The organism is Paraburkholderia phytofirmans, assembly GCF_046028095.1.
Taxonomy (GTDB): domain Bacteria; phylum Pseudomonadota; class Gammaproteobacteria; order Burkholderiales; family Burkholderiaceae; genus Paraburkholderia; species Paraburkholderia phytofirmans_A.
The window spans coordinates 267,036-285,406 of record NZ_JAQQDJ010000008.1 but is presented as its reverse complement, the minus strand read 5'-3'; the positions used below and the strand labels follow the sequence as shown (position 1 = coordinate 285,406).

Annotated in this window: 16 protein-coding genes; 3 read left to right on the top strand and 13 right to left on the bottom strand. The window is 62.0% G+C overall.

Annotation, left to right across the window (positions count from 1 at the left end; all coding sequences use genetic code 11):
* Window positions 1-7 precede the first annotated feature (7 nt).
* The 6 genes from PQR54_RS23240 to PQR54_RS23215 form a co-directional block, all read right to left on the bottom strand.
* Entirely contained in the window at window positions 8-526 is a 519-nt protein-coding gene (locus PQR54_RS23240) for a tripartite tricarboxylate transporter TctB family protein (protein ID WP_408249715.1), read from the bottom strand.
* A gap of 158 nt (window positions 527-684) precedes the next feature.
* Window positions 685-1,065 (bottom strand): VOC family protein, encoded by a 381-nt coding sequence (locus PQR54_RS23235; protein WP_408249713.1) that lies wholly within the window; start codon window positions 1,063-1,065, stop codon window positions 685-687.
* 46 nt (window positions 1,066-1,111) lie between these two features.
* Complete coding sequence (locus PQR54_RS23230) at window positions 1,112-2,110, bottom strand: tripartite tricarboxylate transporter substrate binding protein (protein ID WP_408249711.1); 999 nt, start codon at window positions 2,108-2,110, stop codon at window positions 1,112-1,114.
* A 33-nt stretch (window positions 2,111-2,143) separates the two neighbouring features.
* Window positions 2,144-3,127 carry a substrate-binding domain-containing protein gene (locus PQR54_RS23225; protein WP_408249709.1) on the bottom strand — a complete coding sequence of 328 codons (984 nt, stop codon included), beginning with the start codon at window positions 3,125-3,127 and terminating at the stop codon, window positions 2,144-2,146.
* Between the two features lie 180 nt (window positions 3,128-3,307).
* Window positions 3,308-4,045, bottom strand: coding sequence for a GntR family transcriptional regulator (locus tag PQR54_RS23220; RefSeq protein ID WP_408249707.1), 738 nt, complete (start codon window positions 4,043-4,045; stop codon window positions 3,308-3,310).
* 163 nt (window positions 4,046-4,208) lie between these two features.
* Entirely contained in the window at window positions 4,209-5,345 is a 1,137-nt protein-coding gene (locus PQR54_RS23215; RefSeq protein ID WP_408249928.1) for a porin, read from the bottom strand.
* Window positions 5,346-5,622: 277 nt separating this feature from the next.
* Here PQR54_RS23215 and PQR54_RS23210 point away from each other — a divergent pair, with 277 nt between their 5' ends.
* The gene (locus tag PQR54_RS23210; RefSeq protein ID WP_408249926.1) at window positions 5,623-6,873 is read left to right on the top strand and encodes an Hsp70 family protein; all 1,251 of its coding nucleotides are present in this window, start codon (window positions 5,623-5,625) and stop codon (window positions 6,871-6,873) included.
* Between the two features lie 39 nt (window positions 6,874-6,912).
* On the opposite strand, the gene PQR54_RS23205 is transcribed toward PQR54_RS23210, so the two are convergent.
* From PQR54_RS23205 to mprF, 5 genes are all read right to left on the bottom strand, one after another.
* Window positions 6,913-7,677 carry a ParA family protein gene (locus tag PQR54_RS23205; protein ID WP_408249705.1) on the bottom strand — a complete coding sequence of 255 codons (765 nt, stop codon included), beginning with the start codon at window positions 7,675-7,677 and terminating at the stop codon, window positions 6,913-6,915.
* Window positions 7,678-7,998: 321 nt separating this feature from the next.
* Complete coding sequence (locus tag PQR54_RS23200; protein ID WP_408249703.1) at window positions 7,999-9,177, bottom strand: 4-hydroxybenzoate 3-monooxygenase; 1,179 nt, start codon at window positions 9,175-9,177, stop codon at window positions 7,999-8,001.
* A gap of 241 nt (window positions 9,178-9,418) precedes the next feature.
* Window positions 9,419-10,993 (bottom strand): threonine ammonia-lyase, biosynthetic, encoded by a 1,575-nt coding sequence (ilvA, locus tag PQR54_RS23195; RefSeq protein WP_408249701.1) that lies wholly within the window; start codon window positions 10,991-10,993, stop codon window positions 9,419-9,421.
* Between the two features lie 346 nt (window positions 10,994-11,339).
* Window positions 11,340-12,602 (bottom strand): virulence factor family protein, encoded by a 1,263-nt coding sequence (locus tag PQR54_RS23190; RefSeq protein ID WP_408249699.1) that lies wholly within the window; start codon window positions 12,600-12,602, stop codon window positions 11,340-11,342.
* Window positions 12,599-15,151: a bifunctional lysylphosphatidylglycerol flippase/synthetase MprF gene (mprF, locus tag PQR54_RS23185; protein ID WP_408249924.1), complete on the bottom strand. Its 2,553-nt coding sequence runs from the start codon at window positions 15,149-15,151 to the stop codon at window positions 12,599-12,601. The genes PQR54_RS23190 and mprF overlap by 4 nt, the downstream gene beginning before the upstream one ends.
* Window positions 15,152-15,643: 492 nt before the next feature.
* Here mprF and PQR54_RS23180 point away from each other — a divergent pair, with 492 nt between their 5' ends.
* A complete protein-coding gene (locus tag PQR54_RS23180) occupies window positions 15,644-15,784 on the top strand; it encodes a hypothetical protein (protein ID WP_408249697.1) in 141 nt (46 codons plus the stop codon).
* 291 nt (window positions 15,785-16,075) lie between these two features.
* Here PQR54_RS23180 and PQR54_RS23175 read toward each other — a convergent pair whose 3' ends face one another.
* Window positions 16,076-16,228 carry a hypothetical protein gene (locus PQR54_RS23175; RefSeq protein WP_408249695.1) on the bottom strand — a complete coding sequence of 51 codons (153 nt, stop codon included), beginning with the start codon at window positions 16,226-16,228 and terminating at the stop codon, window positions 16,076-16,078.
* A 228-nt stretch (window positions 16,229-16,456) separates the two neighbouring features.
* Between PQR54_RS23175 and PQR54_RS23170 the strand changes: the two genes are divergently transcribed.
* Window positions 16,457-17,854: an MFS transporter gene (locus tag PQR54_RS23170; protein ID WP_408249693.1), complete on the top strand. Its 1,398-nt coding sequence runs from the start codon at window positions 16,457-16,459 to the stop codon at window positions 17,852-17,854.
* A 10-nt stretch (window positions 17,855-17,864) separates the two neighbouring features.
* Here the strand turns inward: PQR54_RS23170 and PQR54_RS23165 are convergent, their stop codons facing one another.
* Entirely contained in the window at window positions 17,865-18,359 is a 495-nt protein-coding gene (locus tag PQR54_RS23165) for a DUF421 domain-containing protein (RefSeq protein WP_408249691.1), read from the bottom strand.
* Window positions 18,360-18,371: the final 12 nt, after the last annotated feature.

Genomic DNA, 18,371 nt, shown 5'->3' with positions numbered 1-18,371 from the left:
GAACGCCTCAAAATGGGAGAAGGCCGGTCGGCACCGGAACGCCGAGAAGCTGGGAAAACAGCAGATCGAAAACCACGGTCACGCCGAGCGCGATGGCAAGATTGGTTTTGTGGCGCTGGCGGTTGAAATAGCTGAGCAAGCCAAACAGAAAGACCGAGGTCGAGAGTACGTAGCCCGCAGGCTCGAAACACAGGTAATAGATGGCAGTCCAGACCACCATGCCGATCAGAATGAACGGACGTTGCTTCGGCTCCGGTACGGCATGGTCCGCATGAGCAGGCTCTGCGTCGGCCGCTGTTTGCGCGGGAGGCGGTTCGACCGCTTTAGCATGCGCTTTGCCACGCCCTTCGAGTAGAAGAACGACTGCCGAGGCGATCAGTCCCACACCGACCAGAGCCGGAAACGCCTTAGGCCCGAGCGGGTCGCTCAGCCGGACTTCCGGCAGACGCATGTCCATGTACAGGTACACGACGGCGAGCGCCATCGCGCAGAATGCGAGCCACACGTCGCTTCTGATGCTTTTCATGTCTCCTCCAGAGTTCGACTCCTGAGAGGATCGCCAACCTCGGTGATCCTCTCAGGTCCGCCCAGTCCGCGTGGGACCTGCGTAGTCGTGCTCGTTGATCCGCTTGCGCCGGGTTGCCCCCGTGCGCTGCTCTACCTGTCAGCAACGACAGCGCCGCATCACTTCTCGTTATAGCGGCCCGGCTTCACCACTTCGGCGATCGTGCCGTCCGGCGCACGGAACTTGAGTGCGCCCTCGCCTTTTGCCGAGAGAATCTCACCGCCGTACTGCTTGATCTTTTCGGCAGCGGCTTCCTGGTCGTCGACCGTGACGCCCCAGTGGTGCAGACGCGGACCGGCGCCGGCAATCTGCGCTTCGTGCGAGTCTTCGCTGTCGTACTTCATCAGCGTGAAGTCGATGTGACCATCGGTCATGTGACGCGAGATGTGTTCGCGATTGCGGCCGGTCTTCACTTCCGTGAAGCCGAACACTTCGGTATAAAAACGGGTGGCCTGCTCGAGGTCGTCGACCTTGACTGCGAGGTGAACGATGCGTGACATATGGATCTCCATGTCGATAGGTACTGCGGGTTAAAAGAAAGATTCGCTACTTCGCGATGCCAAGCTCGCCAAGCAGAGGGGTCAGGCGATTGCGCTCGCCCTGAAGGAAAGCACGGGTCTGAGTGCTGTTCCTGTAGTCGGCGGTCCACAGATTGCGCTTCACGGCGACCGCCCATTCCGGCGATGCGGTGGCCTTCTGCAATACGTTGTCCCACCACGCTATTTCGGCGGGCGTCATGTTCTTCGGGCCGACCAGTACACGCCAGGTCGTGAAGTCCACATTGATGCCCTGCTCTTTCCACGTCGGCACGTTCGCGAGTTCGCCGCCTTGACGCGCGCCGCCGGGAATCGCGATCATGCGCACGCTGCCCGACTTGCTCGGTCCCAGCACTACGCCGGCGGGCGTTGCCGCCGCGGTCACGTGGCCGCCCATCAGCGCGGTCAACGCTTCACCGCCCGAGTCGAAAAACACGACCTTGATCTTTTTCGGATCCTGGCCGGCGCCCTTCATTACCAAGGCCGCGGCGTCGTGACTCTGGCCGCCGGGCGAACTCGACACGCCCAGCGTGACGCTGGTCGGGTCTTTCTTGAGCATCTGCACGAGATCGTTGCCGGACTTGATCGGCGAATTGCCCGGCACGGAGAACACCACCTGTTCAGTGACGAATACGGCGAGCGGCGTCACGTCGTCGATGCCTACGGTGGAAAGGCCCGTGATCCGGTTGGTGATCAGCGGCAGCGCCTGGACCGTGACGAAGTGGCCGTCGGCTTCGTGTGAATTGATGTACGCGATGCTGACCGTGCCGCCACCGCCCGGACGGTTGATGACCGTCACGGGTTTGGGCGAGAGCTTCTCCTGCTGAATCACGCTCTGCAACGTGCGCGCGACCAGATCGAGTCCGCCGCCGGGCGCGCTCGGCACCACGATCTCGACCGGGCGTCGGGGCTGCCATGCGTCCGCGGCGTTCGCGAGCGTCGCGCACGCTGCAAGCAACGCAACGTAGATGCCTCGCGCGACACTCGATGTCTCAAGCCTCCTCTTCACTTTCGTCTCCTGTTTATGGTGCTCTATTGCGGTTTAAAAATTGAATGCGTCGAAGGTGCTGGCGGCGAAGAGTTTCTCCATCGGCACCTCGTCCTGGATCAGGCCGTCGCTTTTCGCATAACGCTGCAACGTGTCGAGGTCGAGACGGTTCTCTTTCAGACCGTAGCGCCAGTAGTCGTCGCCCATCAGGGATTTGACGCACTCGTATTCGGATGTGATCCACGGGTGCATCACGCGCAATGTGTCGGTAATCGCGAGTTCGCCGAGGGCGATATCGCGCGACTTCCTGAACGCGGCAAACACGTTGACCGGCAACCACGGATGCTGTTCGACGAGCGAGCGGCGAATGCCGACCATGTGCATGGGCGGGAACAGCCGTGTTTTGCGGAACCACGCCTCCTCGTTTTCGCGGAAAGCGGGAAAGAGCCGCTGCACGTGTTCATTGCGGCCGAAGCACGATGGCGGCTTCGGCGCGATCAGTGCGTCGATCTCGCCTTTGTCGAGCAGACGCGCGAGTGTCTGGTCCGTGGCGATCGGTTCCACCTGAATCTCGGAAGGCAGGTTGTAGGGCACTCGCGCCTCGCGGCCGGCCTGCTCGAGGCCCCCGATCACCCATTGCACATCGCGGCTGCTCACACCGTATTCGTCCGCGAGCATGCCGCGCACCCAGATGCCCGCCGTCTGCTGGAAGTCGGGCACGCCGATACGGCGGCCCTTTAGCGCCTGGGGAGAATCGATACCGCGATCGTTGCGGATATAGATTGCCGAATGACGGAACGAGCGCGACAGAAACACCGGCACGCCGATGTAACTGGTTTGCCCACGCGCGGTGGTCAACAGATGCGTGCCGAGCGACAGCTCCGAGATATCGAATTCGCCGTGACGGAATGCGCGTTGAAAGAGTTCTTCGGCAGGCCCATTCACGAAGTTGACCTTGCATCCGTCGATCGCGACCTTTCCGTCGATCAGCGCACGTGTACGGTCGGTAATCTGACAAGCCAGCGATAGTTCAAGCATAGAAGTAAAGCGCCGTAGGCTGATATGGAAACTGGAGAATAGTGCTTAAAACAAGCTGGAATATTCGTACGTTATTCGTAGTGCAAACTAATACTCGTGCGCCCGACTCAACGTTGGGCACCCATTAATCCGCGCTCTTCGAACGCGGCCCTGCTTCGGTTTTTCCTGTGGCTCGCTTCGTCAGGCGATCTGATCCGTGGCCGGAGGCGCTACCGCTTCCTCGCCGGATTTCACCATGCCGTCCAACGCGACGAGCATGCGCTCCTTGCCCTTCGACACGTGACTGAAACTCATCTCGTAGCTCAGGCTCGCGTTGCGGGATTTCAGCGCGTTGACGAGCTCACGGTGCTCTTCATTCGACTGCAGCAACGCGCCACGCTGAACCATGCCATGCACCCGGAACAGATGGAATTCCTTGACGAAACCGCGATACAGCTTGATCAATCGCGAGTTGCCCGTCGATCGCACGATGTAGTCGTGAAACTCGAGGTTCAACGGATCGAAGCGCGAAAAATCGCCTTTCTGCGCGGCTTCCTGCATCTCGTCGACATAGGCGTCGAGCTGGGTCGCCATGTCGTCGGTCAGGAGCGGTGCGAGCAACGACGCCGACAATGCCGTGAGCCCCGCGCGCAGATCGTAGACTTCGATCGCATCGTCTCGCGTGACGCGCTGAATGAACACGCCGCGCTGCGGGATCAGATACACGAGGCCGAGTTCAGCAAGCGCGCGGCACGCCTCGCGCACGGGCCCGCGACTCACCGAAAGCTTGTCCGCGACGGCCTTCTCGTTGAGCCGTTGCCCCGGCTTCAACTCGCCGCTCAAAATCATTCGCTCGATCTCGTGCTGCACGACGCCGGTCAATGTATGCGCCCGGAAATCAGCCAGCGAGACGGTTGGGGAGATGTGATCAGTTTCCATGAAAACGAGTCTATGTGGCACCCTGAAAAATGTCAACACTTTACTTTTCACGATCTCATCCTCGCGAAACGCCCGTGTAGCGGGCCTGACACGTTTGCCATCTCACTGACATTTTCACGTCAGGCCCACTTGCCGGCGTACGACATGCTCATGCGTATCGCCCTCAAAACCGATGCCGCATGCCGATCCGGAAAGCCAACTGGTTCTGCGCATCGCTGCCCGAGTTGCCGAAGTAACTCGTCGATTTGCCGATCATTGCCTGAACCGGTACACCGTCGTTGTTCCCGGACGCCTTCTGGTAAATCGCCAGCGCATACACGCTGGTGCGCTTGCTAAGCGAATACTCGACACTGCTGTTGATCTGGTTCCACGTGCCCGTCGACGACCCTCGAACCTGCGTACGCGTGTAGCCCAGCGCGGCCTCCAGCGGCGCGGTGACCTGATACACCACGCCGCCTTCGTAAATGTTCAGCGTGGCGGCCGTGTGATCCAGGTTCTCGAGCCGGGTGTTGGTCCATAGCGCGTAGCCGAGTACCTTGCCGAACTGATATTTGGCGCCGAGACCCAAGGTGCGCAGATCCCGTTCGCCGAGCGGATCCAGATTGGCGAGCGTCAGTTTGAGCGGCGGCACTTCCTGCAGCGGATACGTGATGTCCGTATAGGCGAAGCCCATGCTGAACGGCCCGTTTTTGTAGTCGACGCCGAAACTGTAGGTGCGGGACGAGCCGCCATTACCGTTGTCGCCGTTCGAGCCGCCGAACTCGCCCGCCGCATTCGAAAAGCCGTACATGGCGCCGACCTTGAAGCCGTACATGCGCACGCTGTCGAATTTCACCGAGTTGTTGATCCGCACCGAGGTCAGCAGATCGAGCGTGTCGATGTGATAGGCGTAGGCGTCGCCGGCAGTGAGGCCGCCCGTCGAATAGCGGTTCAGGTAGTCGTGCGAGAACGGATACTGGCGCCCCATCGTGAACGAGCCCACGCCGCTTTTGGATATGCCGACGAAAGCCTGCCGGCCGAACAGCGCGCCGCCTTGGCTGATCGAACCGTCGGCAAGACCGAAGCCATTTTCCAACGTGAAAATGGCCTTATAGCCGCCGCCCAGATCTTCCCCGCCCTTCAAACCCCAGCGGTTGCCGCCATTGATGCCGTCGTCGAACTTGACGAAGCTGGAACTGCCGCCGGACGCGTTCTGCGCGTGGTTGACGTAGCTGATGCCGGCGTCGATCAATCCATACAGAGTCACGCTGCTCTGCGCATGCGCCGCGCCAGCCAACCCTCCTAGTGCTACCGCACACATCAGCTTCTGAGCCTTGTGGGTGTTCACTTAAGTCTCCTAATTTTTATATCAGATTGAAAGGAATTCCTCGATTCGGGTTTCGGCCTCCACCGCCGCCCTCGAACTTCCACCTTCAACTGCCTTACAGCCAGATTCCGCACTTCCCTGCTTCGGCGACGCAACCCGCCGTGACAGCCGGTTTCGTTGATGCGTCACAACTTGAAACGGAGTGTCGAAGGTTTTATGATAAATGTCAACATTTTACACACCCAGGGTTTTCCTGACACTCGGCATCGATATGGCTTACTGCGCAATAGATTTCGGCACCTCAAATTCAGCCGTAGCGGTCCCGGACCGCGACCGCATCGCACTCGCTTCCGTTGAAAAAGGCGCCACTACCCTGCCGACGGCCATCTTCTTCAACAGCGACGACCACACTCACGCATTCGGACGCGCCGCGCTGGCGGCCTACGTCGACGGTTTCGACGGCCGCCTGATGCGGGCCATCAAAAGCATCCTCGGGACGGGCATCGCGGAATCCAGCACGGCCCTGGGCGACGGATCGGCAATCGCGTATCTCGACGTGATCGCGATGTTCATCGGGCATCTGAAGGACTGCGCGCAAACGCGTGTCGGCGCGCCGATCGATCGCGCGGTGCTCGGCCGCCCGGTGTTTTTCATCGACGACGACCCGGCCGCCGACGCCCGCGCGCAACGGCAGCTCGAAGCCGCCGCGCGCTCAGTGGGTTTTCGCCACCTCGAATTCCAGTACGAGCCGCTCGCCGCGGCGTTCGATTACGAATCGCGGCTCGGAGAAGAAAAAGTCGTGCTGGTCGCCGACATCGGCGGAGGCACGTCGGACTTCTCACTGGTGCGGGTAGGTCCGCAGCGAATGTCGAGGATGGATCGGAAGGACGACGTGCTTGCGCATCACGGTGTGCATGTCGCGGGAACGGATGTCGACCGGCGGGTCGAACTGGCAGCCATTCTGCGAGAGGCCGGTTACCGCAGCCTGGACAAGGAAGGACGTGAAATACCGAATCGCGCCTATTTCGATCTGGCGACGTGGCATCTGATCAACTCGCTCTACACGCCAAGGCGGCAAACCGAGCTGCGGCTCACGCGCCATCTGTACCGGAACCCGCTTCATCATGACCGGCTGATGCGAGTGGTGGACCGGCGGCTCGGCCATGCGCTCGCCGCGAGTGCGGAACGGGCAAAGATCGCGATTGCGGCTGGGGGCGATACGCTGATCGAGATCGACCCGATCGAGCCGGGCCTGAGCGTCGCTTTCGACGAACAGCAACTCGTCGACGCCACGCGCGAGGAAAGAACGCGGATCGTTCACGCCGCGCGGGAGACGGCGCGGCTGGCCGGCATCGCTGCGGGCAAAGTGGATGCCGTGTATTTCACCGGCGGATCGACGGGCCTCGCCTCGTTAACGCGCGCCATTGCGGGCGCGTTTCCTGAAGCCGAACTCGTGTTCGGCGATCCGCTAGCGAGCGTGGCCACCGGCCTCGGCATCCACGCAAAACGGGTGTTTGGCTAGCGGCAGATTCACCTCGATGAGGTTGCCTCGCGGCGCCGGCTAGTCAATCAATTCCCGATGCAACGCCACGAACTCCTGAGCGAGCTTGTGACGGGGATCGAAGTGAATCATCGGCTTCGCGTACTGGTGCGACTCGCGAATCTTCACGGACGTCGACAGTCGCGACTCCAGCACAGGCAAGCCCTCGCTGATCAGTTCCTCGACCAGTTGAAGCGGCAGACTTGCGCGCGGCTGAAACTGGTTGATCACGATTCCTTCGACTTGCAGACCGGGATTATGGTCCTGCTGAATTTCCTTGACGTTGTCGAGCAGCGTGTACAGCGCGCGACGGGAGAAGTCGTCGCAGTCGAACGGAATCAGGCAGCGTTCCACCGCGATCAGCGCTGAGCGGGTATAGAAATTCAGCGCCGGTGGTGTGTCGATGTAGATCGCGTCGTACTCATCCAGTTCGTTCAACGCGTCACGCAGCTTGTAGATCTTGTAGCGCGATTCGAGCTTGCCGTGCAGCGTGTCGAGATCCGGATGCGAGGGCATCACATGGAGGTTCTCGAACGGCGTGGGGTGGATGAACGTAGAGACCGGCGTTGGCCGGAAGCTGAAGCTCAAGGCCGTTTCGAAGAAGTCCGCGACGTTGGGCTTGAGATCGCTGGCCTGCTTGCCTAGAAGATACTGGCTGGAGTTGCCTTGCGGGTCCAGATCGATGACTAGCGTACGCAGGTTCTCGCTGGCGTTGATGGCCGCCAGGTTGCATACGATAGTCGATTTGCCCACACCGCCCTTCTGGTTGAATATCACGCGCCGCATTGACCTCTGCCCCTATTATGAAAACGCACCAAAGGCACAGCTTACCCTGGCAAAATGACAGCGCGAGGTGCGTCCCTATGAATAGTTTTCGAAGGCCTTCACTTGTGTCCAATCCGGCCTGGTCAATTCGCATACGCGGTGAATTTTTCGATCGACATAGCTTGCGATCAGTGCGTACCGCGATAAGTGAATCGCAATCGGTGTTTCGACACGATCAGTTTGCCTAAGCAACCGCGTGCACGCAGATGACCGCCTTTCTGCGCGATGAGATCGTCGCTAACACGCGTCGCCCGATCATCCGATGCGACGCGCCCTGCTCGCTCACGCTTGAGCGCCTGCGATGCCGACGTAGTTTTCCGCCATCGCGGTGGCCGCCGCGCGCGACGTCGTCACGTATTCGAGTTCGGCCACCTGAAGCTGCTGCTCGAAAGGCGACGCGCCTTCGATACGGTGCATCATGCTGGTCATCCAGTACGAGAAATGCTCGGCGCGCCAGATGCGTTTGAGCGCTGTCGCGCTGTAACCGTCGAGCAGATCCGTACGATTGTCCACGTAGAACGCATTCAGCGCCTCGGTCAGCACGCGCACGTCGGCTACTGCCAGATTCATACCCTTCGCGCCGGTGGGCGGCACGATATGCGCGGCGTCGCCCGCGAGAAACAGCCGGCCATGTTGCATGGTGTTCGATACGAAACTGCGCATGCCGACAATGTTCTTCTGAAAGATCTTGCCGTCGACGATCTGCTGTCCGTCGTGCGAGTCGACTCGTGCATGCAGTTCCGCCCAGATGCGGTCGTCGGACCAGTTCTCGACGGAGTCCTTCGGATCGCACTGGAAATACATGCGCTGCACGTTCGGCGAGCGCGTGCTGATCAGCGCGAAGCCGCGCTCGTGACGCGCGTAGATCAATTCATCCGATGACGGCGGCCCTTCGCACAGGATACCGAACCAACCGAACGGATACACACGTTCGAAGTCCTTGCGCAACGCCTGCGGAATCGCTGCGCGCGACACGCCTTGCGAACCGTCGCAACCGATCACGAAGTCGCACTGCAATTCGTACGCTTCGCCTTCGTGGCGATAGCGGATCGACGGCGTGTCGGTATCGATGCCGTGAATCGACGTCTCCGAGACGCCGAAACGCAGCTTGCCGTCGTCGGCCACGCGCGCCGCGACGAGGTCCTTGATCACTTCGTGCTGCGCGTAGACCGTGATCGAATGTCCCGTGAGTCCCGTCAGATCGATGCGCCGGCGCTTGCCTTCGAAAGCCAGTTCGAAGCCGTGATGCAGCGCGCCTTCCGCTTTCATCCGTGCGCCGACGCCGGCTTCGGTCAACAGGTCCATCGTGCCTTGTTCGAGCACGCCGGCACGGATGGTGGATTCGATCTGATCGCGACTGCGCGACTCGAGCACGACGGAGTCGATGCCGCGCAGATGGAGGAGATGAGAAAGCAGCAGGCCCGCAGGCCCGGCACCAATGATGCCAACTTGAGTACGCATGAGTTGTCTCCTGAATGCGGGGTTAGATTTGCGCTCAGTTTGACGATCACATACGGTATCGCGCAACGCGATATGGCGGATAGGTCGTATCTAATTTAAAGATATAAACCTCGCTCGGGCACATGCAACTGGTAAGCGCAATTGAGCCCTAAGGCCGCCCAGACGGGGCTTGTGGCCCGTTCGCCTGACGACTCGCCGTTCGCACAGCGTTGCGGCGGATCAAGGTAAACCCCGAGCCGCTCTACGACGCGAGAAACATCCGATACACCGGATTCTGCGTCTCTTCCCAGTTCGGATAGCCGAGCGTGGCGAGGAACTTGTTGAACGCCTCGTTCTCGCTGTCCGGTACCTGGATGCCGACCAGAATCGAACTGTAGTCCGCGCCCTGGTTGCGATAGTGGAACAGGCTGATATTCCAGTTCGGCGCCATCGACGAAAGGAATTTCATCAGCGCGCCCGGCCGCTCTGGAAACTCGAAACGGAACAGGCGCTCGTCGTGTGCCAAAGGCGAGCGGCCACCGACCATGTAGCGGATGTGTTGCTTCGAGAGTTCATCAAACGTGAGATCGACGGTCGCGAAGCCGTGCGCTTCAAACGCGCCCGCGATCTGCGCCGACTCGCTGCGATTCCTGATCTGCACGCCCACGAAGATATGGGCGGAGTTCGCATCTGCAATGCGATAGTTGAATTCGGTGACGCTGCGCGTGCCGACCAGTTCGCAGAAGCGGCGGAAACTGCCGCGCTCTTCGGGGATCGTCACGGCGAACACCGCTTCGCGCGCTTCACCGACTTCGGCGCGCTCGGCCACGAAGCGCATGCGGTCGAAGTTCATGTTCGCGCCCGACGTGATCGCGATCAGCGTCTGGTTCTCGATGCCTTCGCGCTCCGCATACTGCTTGGCGCCTGCCACGGCCAAGGAGCCCGCGGGTTCCAGCACGCTGCGGGTGTCCTGGAAGACGTCCTTGATCGCGGCGCAGAGTGCGTCGGTATTCACGAGCAGTACATCGTCGAGATATTCGCTGCACAGGCGGAAGGTTTCTTCACCGACCAGCTTCACCGCCGTGCCGTCCGAGAACAGACCGACTTCGTTCAACGTGACCCGCTCGCCGGCTTTCAAGGACGCCGCCATCGCGCACGAATCATCGGTCTGGACGCCAATCACCTTGATCTCCGGCCGCACCGATTTCACGTACGCAGCCACGCCCGCCGCAAGTCCACCGCCGCCGATCGGCACGAAGATCGCGTGAATCGGGCCCTGGTGCTGGCTGAGAATCTCCATCGCGACCGTGCCCTGGCCGGCGATCACGTACGGATCGTCGAACGGATGCACGAAGGTCAGGCCACGCTCTTCCTGGAGCTTCACCGCGTGGCCATAGGCGTCGCTATACGATTCGCCGAACTGCACCACTTCGACAGTCGGGCCGCCGTGTGCGCGCACCGCATCGACCTTGACCTGCGGAGTCGTAACCGGCACCACGATGATCGCCTTCACGCCCATGCGCGCCGCCGACAACGCCACGCCCTGCGCATGATTGCCCGCCGACGCCGTAATCACCCCACGCTCCAACGCTTCAGACGGAATATGCGCCATCTTGTTGTACGCGCCGCGCACCTTGAACGAGAACACCGGCTGGTTGTCCTCGCGTTTCAGATACACCGGATTGCGCAGACGTGCCGACAGATTCGGCGCGCGTTCGAGTTCGGTCTCGCGGGCCACGTCGTAGACGCGCGCGGTCAGTGTCTTCTTCAGGTAATCGTGACGAAGCGCGACGCTATCGGCGGCTTCGGCGGCCTGTTTGAGTTGGTGTAACGACAAGGCAAGCTCCTGTGCGGCAAGGACGAATCAGCAGAGAGTTCACCAGGAGGCAGGCTGCAAGCGGACATAAAAAAACCCGCCTCGTGGGGCGGGTTATGTGTCACTGCTATCCGACGCGCGCTAACCCACCATTCGATGAATGATGCTAATGATCAGCGCAATACGGATGTGGAGGCAGTTCATGCGTTGGATCTTCGTTGACTTGAGGCGCTTTGTCAATCCCCGCTGATTGCGATGCGCGCCGCGGCGAGCTCTCCGCATGGCTGCGGCATGCGCTCGCCGCCAGGCTTACCCGCCGTCATGAACAGCATCGCGACGACGACGCTGAGTCTGCGCGATGCGACGATCAACGCACCCCGCTCTGCTTCCTGAACGCCGTGAGAATGCGCTTTTCCAGCGAGTTGTAATCGCCGCCAAAGTGATGATCACCAGACGTGCGAATCACCTCGATGCCGGTTTTGGTCAACGTCGGACACAAGGTGTCCTTCTCGTTCTCGCCGTAAAAGCACTGCACGATGGCGGGCGGCACGCGCGTCAATTCCGGCTGGACCTTCAATGCCTTGTCGCTGGCCGGCATGCCGAGCCAGCCGCCCACGCGAATCTGAAAATCGGCATCGGGCGCAAAGCCGAGCAGCGCGATCAGCGATACCTTCGCGCGCAGCGCTTCCGGCAGACGGTTATAGGCGAACGGCATCACATCCGCGCCGAACGAATAGCCGACGAGCGCGATATGCTGCGCGTTCCAGCGCGCGCCGTAGGTTTGCATCACGCGCGCGAGGTCGCGGCTGGTTTGCGCGGGCGGCTTCTCGCTCCAGAAATAGCGCAGGCTGTCCCAACCGATCACGGAGACGCCGTCTTTCTGCAAAGCCTGCGCGATGGTCTTGTCGAGATCGCGCCAGCCGCCGTCGCCGGAAATCACGATCGCCATCAGGCCGTTCGGATGCGCCGCCGGCAATTCGATGAGCGGCAGATCGGAGACGTCGTCATCACCCGTCGACACGGCCTGCAAATGCGGCGTGAGCAACGCGACGAGGCGCGCGCGATCGGCGTTACCCGTGGCCGCCTTTTCGACGAAGCCCGGCACCTTGTCGCGGATAATCGTCGGGTCCGGCGGGCAAGGCTGAAAGCGCGCATCGAGCGTGCGCTCGGCGTCCACCGCGACCGCGCCGGCAATCGTATTCGACGGCGCCTGTTCGAGCACATGCATGGCGAGCGTGGCACCCTGGCCCGTGCCCGCGACGATCGGCGCGAAATAATGGCTCGACTGCGATTGCCGTTCGAGTTGATGGCTCAACGCTTCCGCATCGCCCACCAGTTGATGGCAGGCCTCTTTCTTCGCGACCAGATTCGCGGCATAGCGAGCCGTATCGACACCGACGGTCAACGCGCCGGCCTTGGCGAGCGCATCAGCGCTCTGCTGGTCCGCCGCGCTCCAGCCGCTCGCTTGCGAATACAGCACCACGAAGCCGCGTAACGGACCGCTCGGCTGAGTGACCGTGACGTCGCCATAACGGCCGCCGGGCACCGTGGTGGTTGCCGCGTGCGCGAGCGCGCCAGCGGTCACGAGGCTCGCCGCCACGGCGAGCTTGAACAACGAATGCAATGTCATGAACGCCGGCCTCCTGCCAGCAATGACAGGTCCGCGAGCGTGAAGAACACGCCGACCGAACCCGACGCCGCGAGATAGCGCGGCTCCCAATGCGGCTGGAACTTGCTCTTGAAAGCACGCAGTCCGCGGAAGTTATAGAAACGGCCGCCGAAGCGCCATACGATGCCGGCGAACCGGTGCCAGCGCGACGCCAGCGGTGTGGGCTGCATGCCGGAGAGCGGCGCGATGCCGAGACTGAGCGAGCGGAAACCCGCCTGCTTCAGATGCAGCGCCAGTTGCGTGAACAGATATTCCATCGCATACGGCGACGCGCTTTCCACATGACGCATCACGCCGACGGTCGCCTCGGTATTCATGTCGGTCGTCATGAAGGTGACGAAGGCAGCGGGCTCGCCGTTCTGGCGCACCAGCATCACCGATTGCGCGGCGAGGTATTCGTCCGTGAAAGCGGCCACCGAGAAGCTCTTTTCGCGCGCGTCGCGGCTGTCGAGCCAACCGTCGGAAATCTCGCGCAACGTGTCGAGCGAAGCGGGCACGTTCGCCTGATCGATCACTTCGACGGTGAAGCCGTCACGCTCGCCACGCTTTAACGCATAGCGAAGATGCGCGCGATGCGAGCCCTTCAGGTCGAAATCGTCGAGCACGACGTGCGCTTCCTCGCCGAGCTTCATCAGCGTGAGGCCCGCGTCGAGGTAAAGCGGCAATGCGTTGGCGCGCACCTGGTAGAACGCCGCGCGCCCGCCGTGCGCGTGCGCGAGCGCGACGAACTTGCTGATGAGACCGGCCCACTCTTCGCGCGGACCCACCGGATCGTGCAAAGCGGCCCACGTGCGGCCGTATTTCGCGTACATCAGGAAAGCCTTGCGCGACTCGGAGAACAGAAAACTCTTGTCGCCCATCAGCGCGAGGCCGGCGTCGCTGCGTTCCTGCGCGCGTACGATGCGCGCCGCGTCGTGCAGATCTTGCGGCGCCGGTTTGACGAAGCGCCCCGGCGCGGGACGCAGCAGCTGCCAGAACGAGAATGTCGCGGCGAACAGGCTCGCGGCCAGCGTCGCGCGCAATGCACGCGGCGCGCGTTCGTCGAAAGCGAATTGCCACCACAGGTCGCGCGTGTAAGGCACGTCGCGGAAAGCAAACAGCATCACCCATGTGGCCAGCATCAGCACCATCGCCACCGACACCAGCCAGCCCGCCGTAAAGCGCTCCGCGAACAGCGACGAATGACGGTTGAAACGCCGGCGCGTGGACAGCAGCAACGCGACCAGCATGCCGAGCACGCCGGCTTCCACGAACGCAAGCCCTTTGGTCAGCGACAACGCGAGACTCAGCACCGCCAGCAGAAGCGTCATCCACCACGCGGCATCGAGGCGCCGCAGCAAACCACGCGCGACGAACAGCAGCAGCACGCCGAGCACGCTGCAAAGCATCTGCGAACTTTCGAGCACCCACAGCGGCAGCACGTTGCGCAGCATGTGAATGCGTTGCCAGAACGCGGGCGTCGCGCTGGAAATCACCAGCATGCCGCCGACCACGAATGTGACGAGACTCAGAAACAGCGGCGCGAGCTTCGACGCCGCAGCGGCATGTTGCAGCGGCAAACGGCTTTTCAGCGCGCGGCCTTCGAAACCGGCGAGCAGCGCGGCCGACACGATCAACGGGACACCGAAGTAAATCGCGCGATACGCGAGCAAGGCGGCAACCATCTGATGCGTTTGCACGCTGCCGTTCAGCGTGAACACCATTGCCGCTTCGAACACGCCGACGCCGCCGGGCGTGTGGCCGATCATGCCGAGCAGCATGGCCGCGGCGTACACCGTGATGAAGGTCACGAAGCTCACGTCCGCATGCGGCAGCAGCGCCCACAAGGCGAGGCCCGCGGCCACCACGTCGAGCACCGCGAGCGCCACTTGCGCGAGCAGATCGCGGCGTGCGGGGATATCGAAAGAGAGCCACTGCCAGCGCGTGCGCACCAGGCGCGTTTCGCCGCGGCAGGCGGCGGCCGCCAATGCGAGCACGGCGAGCAGCGCCATGCCGATCCAACGCAGCGTGACAGGTTCGAGATGCAGCATCGGTGCGAGCGTGCCGGCCACGCCGACCATGCCGAGCGCCGTCATCAGTACAAGCGCGAGCGCGAGCGACACGCTCGTGAACACCGTCATGCGGCCGATCTGCGCGGGCGTGACGCTCGCCACGCCATAAACGCGCGCGCGCACGGCACCGCCCGTCAGCGCGCCGAAGCCGGTGGCGTTGCCGAGCGCCGAGCCCGCCGTGGCGCCGATCCACAGCGCCACACGCGGCACGACCGCGCCCAGATAGCGCAAACCGACGGCATCGCGGCCGATCAACGCCACATAGCTGAGTGCGGTAGCGCCGAGCGCGGCGGTCCATTCGCCGGCAGTCAGTCGACGCAGTTCGCGCATCACCGAGCGGTAGTCGACTGCTTGCGAGAGATGTTGCAAGACGACCAGCAGCAACACGCCAATCACAAGCGCGAGCAGGGGCGAGAGAAGTCCCCGGTTGCCGAGCGTTTTCGATGCACGGTCGAACATCGCGCCTAGCCGGTCGAATTTATAGTTATATCGATGGAACATGGTCAATGCTGGGCCTTGCGTGGAACTGTTGCGACGACGGATCGTCTGCCGCGGCATCGCCGGTTATTGGCGATTACAAATGGATAACGGCACAGGGGTAAAAAGGTTGACAGTGTCAGCCGTATTGCGGGGTTTAACCTTAGCCGGCCATTGGATCTGACTGCGCCGAGCGGCGCGCCGCGGCTATCTGCGTGAATAAAACGGTCGATATTGCCGGTTGGGCCGCGATGAGACGCGCCTGATAGCTGACAGGGGGCTGAAGTTTAAACGCTATTTGCGCGCTGCGAATGAAGATTCGACGTTGCGTCGATGGTGTGCGCATGCCGTATTGCTCGATGCGTTGAAAAGCAGCATCAAGATTTGCGCTTCGCGTGCCGTAATCGAGAGCAATAGCTCAGTGAAACGCGGCGCATTTGCCGGGTGAATTTCGGTACTCGAAGGAGAATGAAGATGGCGGAACAGGATTGGATGATGGCGGGCGTGTATCTGGTCGGATTGGTGTCGATGGCGCTGTTGATGAGCGCACTGGCCACGCGAGCGACCAGGGAACGCAAGACCGCGGTAAAGATATCGAGCCGCGCCCACGACTAATCAAGCCACGACGTACGGCACGATGCCGTACGAGATCAGAACACGAGAGGCGTCACGAATGACGTTCGCACGGCGCAACGAAGCGCGTGCCGCCACTGCAACGACATTCGAATGATGGAAGAACCGGATCGCGCAGCGCTCGCTGCGCATGCCGGCGGCCCGCGGTGATGTCGCGGCCTGGCGGCATAAGTAACGCAGAAATAATGCTAGGCAGTGGCGTCGTGCGAATGACAGAAATGCATGTCCGCGCCCTGCTCTATCGGTCCGCGCATGCGGCGCGCGGCCGTTGTCTTACTCCGGACGGCGATGCGCTTCGGCGATCACGGCGCAGTTTTGCAGGTGCAGGTTCAGTGCATGGAGAGCCAAGGCGCGCATCTTGCCGAAGAACGTGTTGTTGGCGGCGACGGTAGCGCGGACGGCGGAAGCGTTGGAAGCGGTGTTCATGGCGGACTCCTGTATAGGGTTTATACCTAGGCAATAACCCGATTATAACCATCTCCTGCCGCACCGCAACAAATATCAATAAAGCCGCAGACTGTTGCACGACGGTCACATGCGCTTCCACCCCAATCCTAAAAAGGGTGATATCGGCTCCCCCGCTGTTAACAATCCGCACCGTACAGGTGCAATAATGACCCCTTTGCCCGCGACCGTTCGCCGCATCCCGCCTTCATGACCGCCGTCCAGAAAGCCCTGATTGCGCCCCTTATCGTCGCGTGCGCGATGTTCATGGAAAGCGTCGATGCCAACGTGATCGTGACCGCGCTACCCGCCATGGCGCGCGACTTCGGGCGCGATCCGGTCACGTTGAAAATCGCGGTCACGAGCTATGTGCTGGGGCTCGGCGTTTTCATCCCCGTGTGCGGCTGGCTCGCCGACCGGTTCGGCGCACGCACGATCTTCCGCACGGCGATCGGCATCTTCGTGACGGGTTCGCTGCTGTGCGCCGCGTCGAATTCTCTCGCCACCTTCACGCTCGCGCGGTTCGTGCAAGGCGTGGGCGGCGCGATGATGGTGCCGGTCGGGCGGATCATCATCTTTCGCGTGGTGCACAAGGCGGACTTCATCCGCGCGATGAACTATCTGAGCGTTCCCGCGATGCTCGGCCCCGCCGCGGGGCCGCTGCTCGGCGGCTTCATCACCACGTATCTGCACTGGCGTCTGATTTTCTTCATCAACGTGCCGATCGGCATTCTCGGCATCTATCTGACCAACAGGCACATCGCCAATACGCGCGAGCCGGATCCGGGTCCGCTCGACTGGATCGGTTTTTTTCTGTCGGCGGCGGGTGCGGTGCTGCTTCTGCTCGGGCTGTCGCTGGTCGGCGGCGAACTGATTTCGAATCGCGACGCGTTCGGCATGTGCGCGTGCGGCGCCGTGCTGCTCGCAGGCTATGTCGCCTACGCGCAGCGCGTCCCGTTGCCGCTGCTGGACCTGCGCTTTTTCAAGGTGCCGACATTCCAGGCAAGCGTGCTCGGCGGTTCATTGTTCCGGATCGGTCTCGGCGCACTGCCGTTCCTGTTGCCGCTGATGCTGCAGGAAGGCCACGGCATGAGCGCGTTCGAATCCGGCCTGATCACCTGCGCGTCCGCGTTCGGCGGCATGTTCATGCGCACGGTCGCCTCGAGCGTGCTGCATCGTTTCGGTTTCCGTTCGGTGCTGGTAGTGAACGCCGCGTTGTCGGGACTCTCGATCGCGGCCTGCGGACTGTTTTTCCCCGGCACGCCGACCTGGATCATCTGGGTGGTCGTGTTGCTCGGCGGCTTCTTCCCGGCGCTGCAATTCACGAGTCTGAACTCGCTCACTTACGCGGAAATCGCGAGCCGCGACGTGGGCCGCGCCACGAGTCTCGGCAGTGTCGTGCAGCAGATGTCGCTCGGCCTCGGCGTGACGATCGGCGGCATCGTGCTGCAGATCTCGCGCGTGTTGCACGGGCATCCGGGCATCACATGGTCGGATTTCTGGCCGGCGTTTCTGGTGGTCGGGCTGTGCTCGTTCGCGTCGATTCCGGTCACGCTGCGCATGCCGCGCGGCGCCGGCGAGGAAATCGCGCGCGGCGGCCGGGGCTGACCCGTTCGGCTCACGCCTTCTTGCGGATCACGCTCACTTCGCCGTTGCGTTCGAGAATCGCCGCGGCCACGTTTTCCATCGAACGTGAGCCGGTTTTCTGCCGCACACTTTCCTGAACATCGGTTCGGCTGATCAGCGCGGCGTCCATCTCGCGCGCGTTGAACTCACCATTGCTGAACACCTCGCGCTCGACGCCGCCCACCAGCCGCTCCAGCGCGCGCGAGCGCATGCATGCCCACGCCAGCGCCCGGTGACAGATGACGATCACGAACGACGCCCCCACTGTGGCGATAAACGGCGACGCTCCGACAATGGCCCGGCTCAATGTCGCGCCAAGCAGGATCACCACCACCGAATCGAACGGCGAGCGCTGTCCGAACGAGCGCCGGCCCGAGATCCGGATCAGCACCAGCGCGATCAGAAACACGACGATCGCGCGCATGGCCATCTGCAGCGGGTCGAGCGTTCGGCCTTGGCCGAATAGCAGCAAGCTCGCTTCCATCATGCCGCCCTCCTT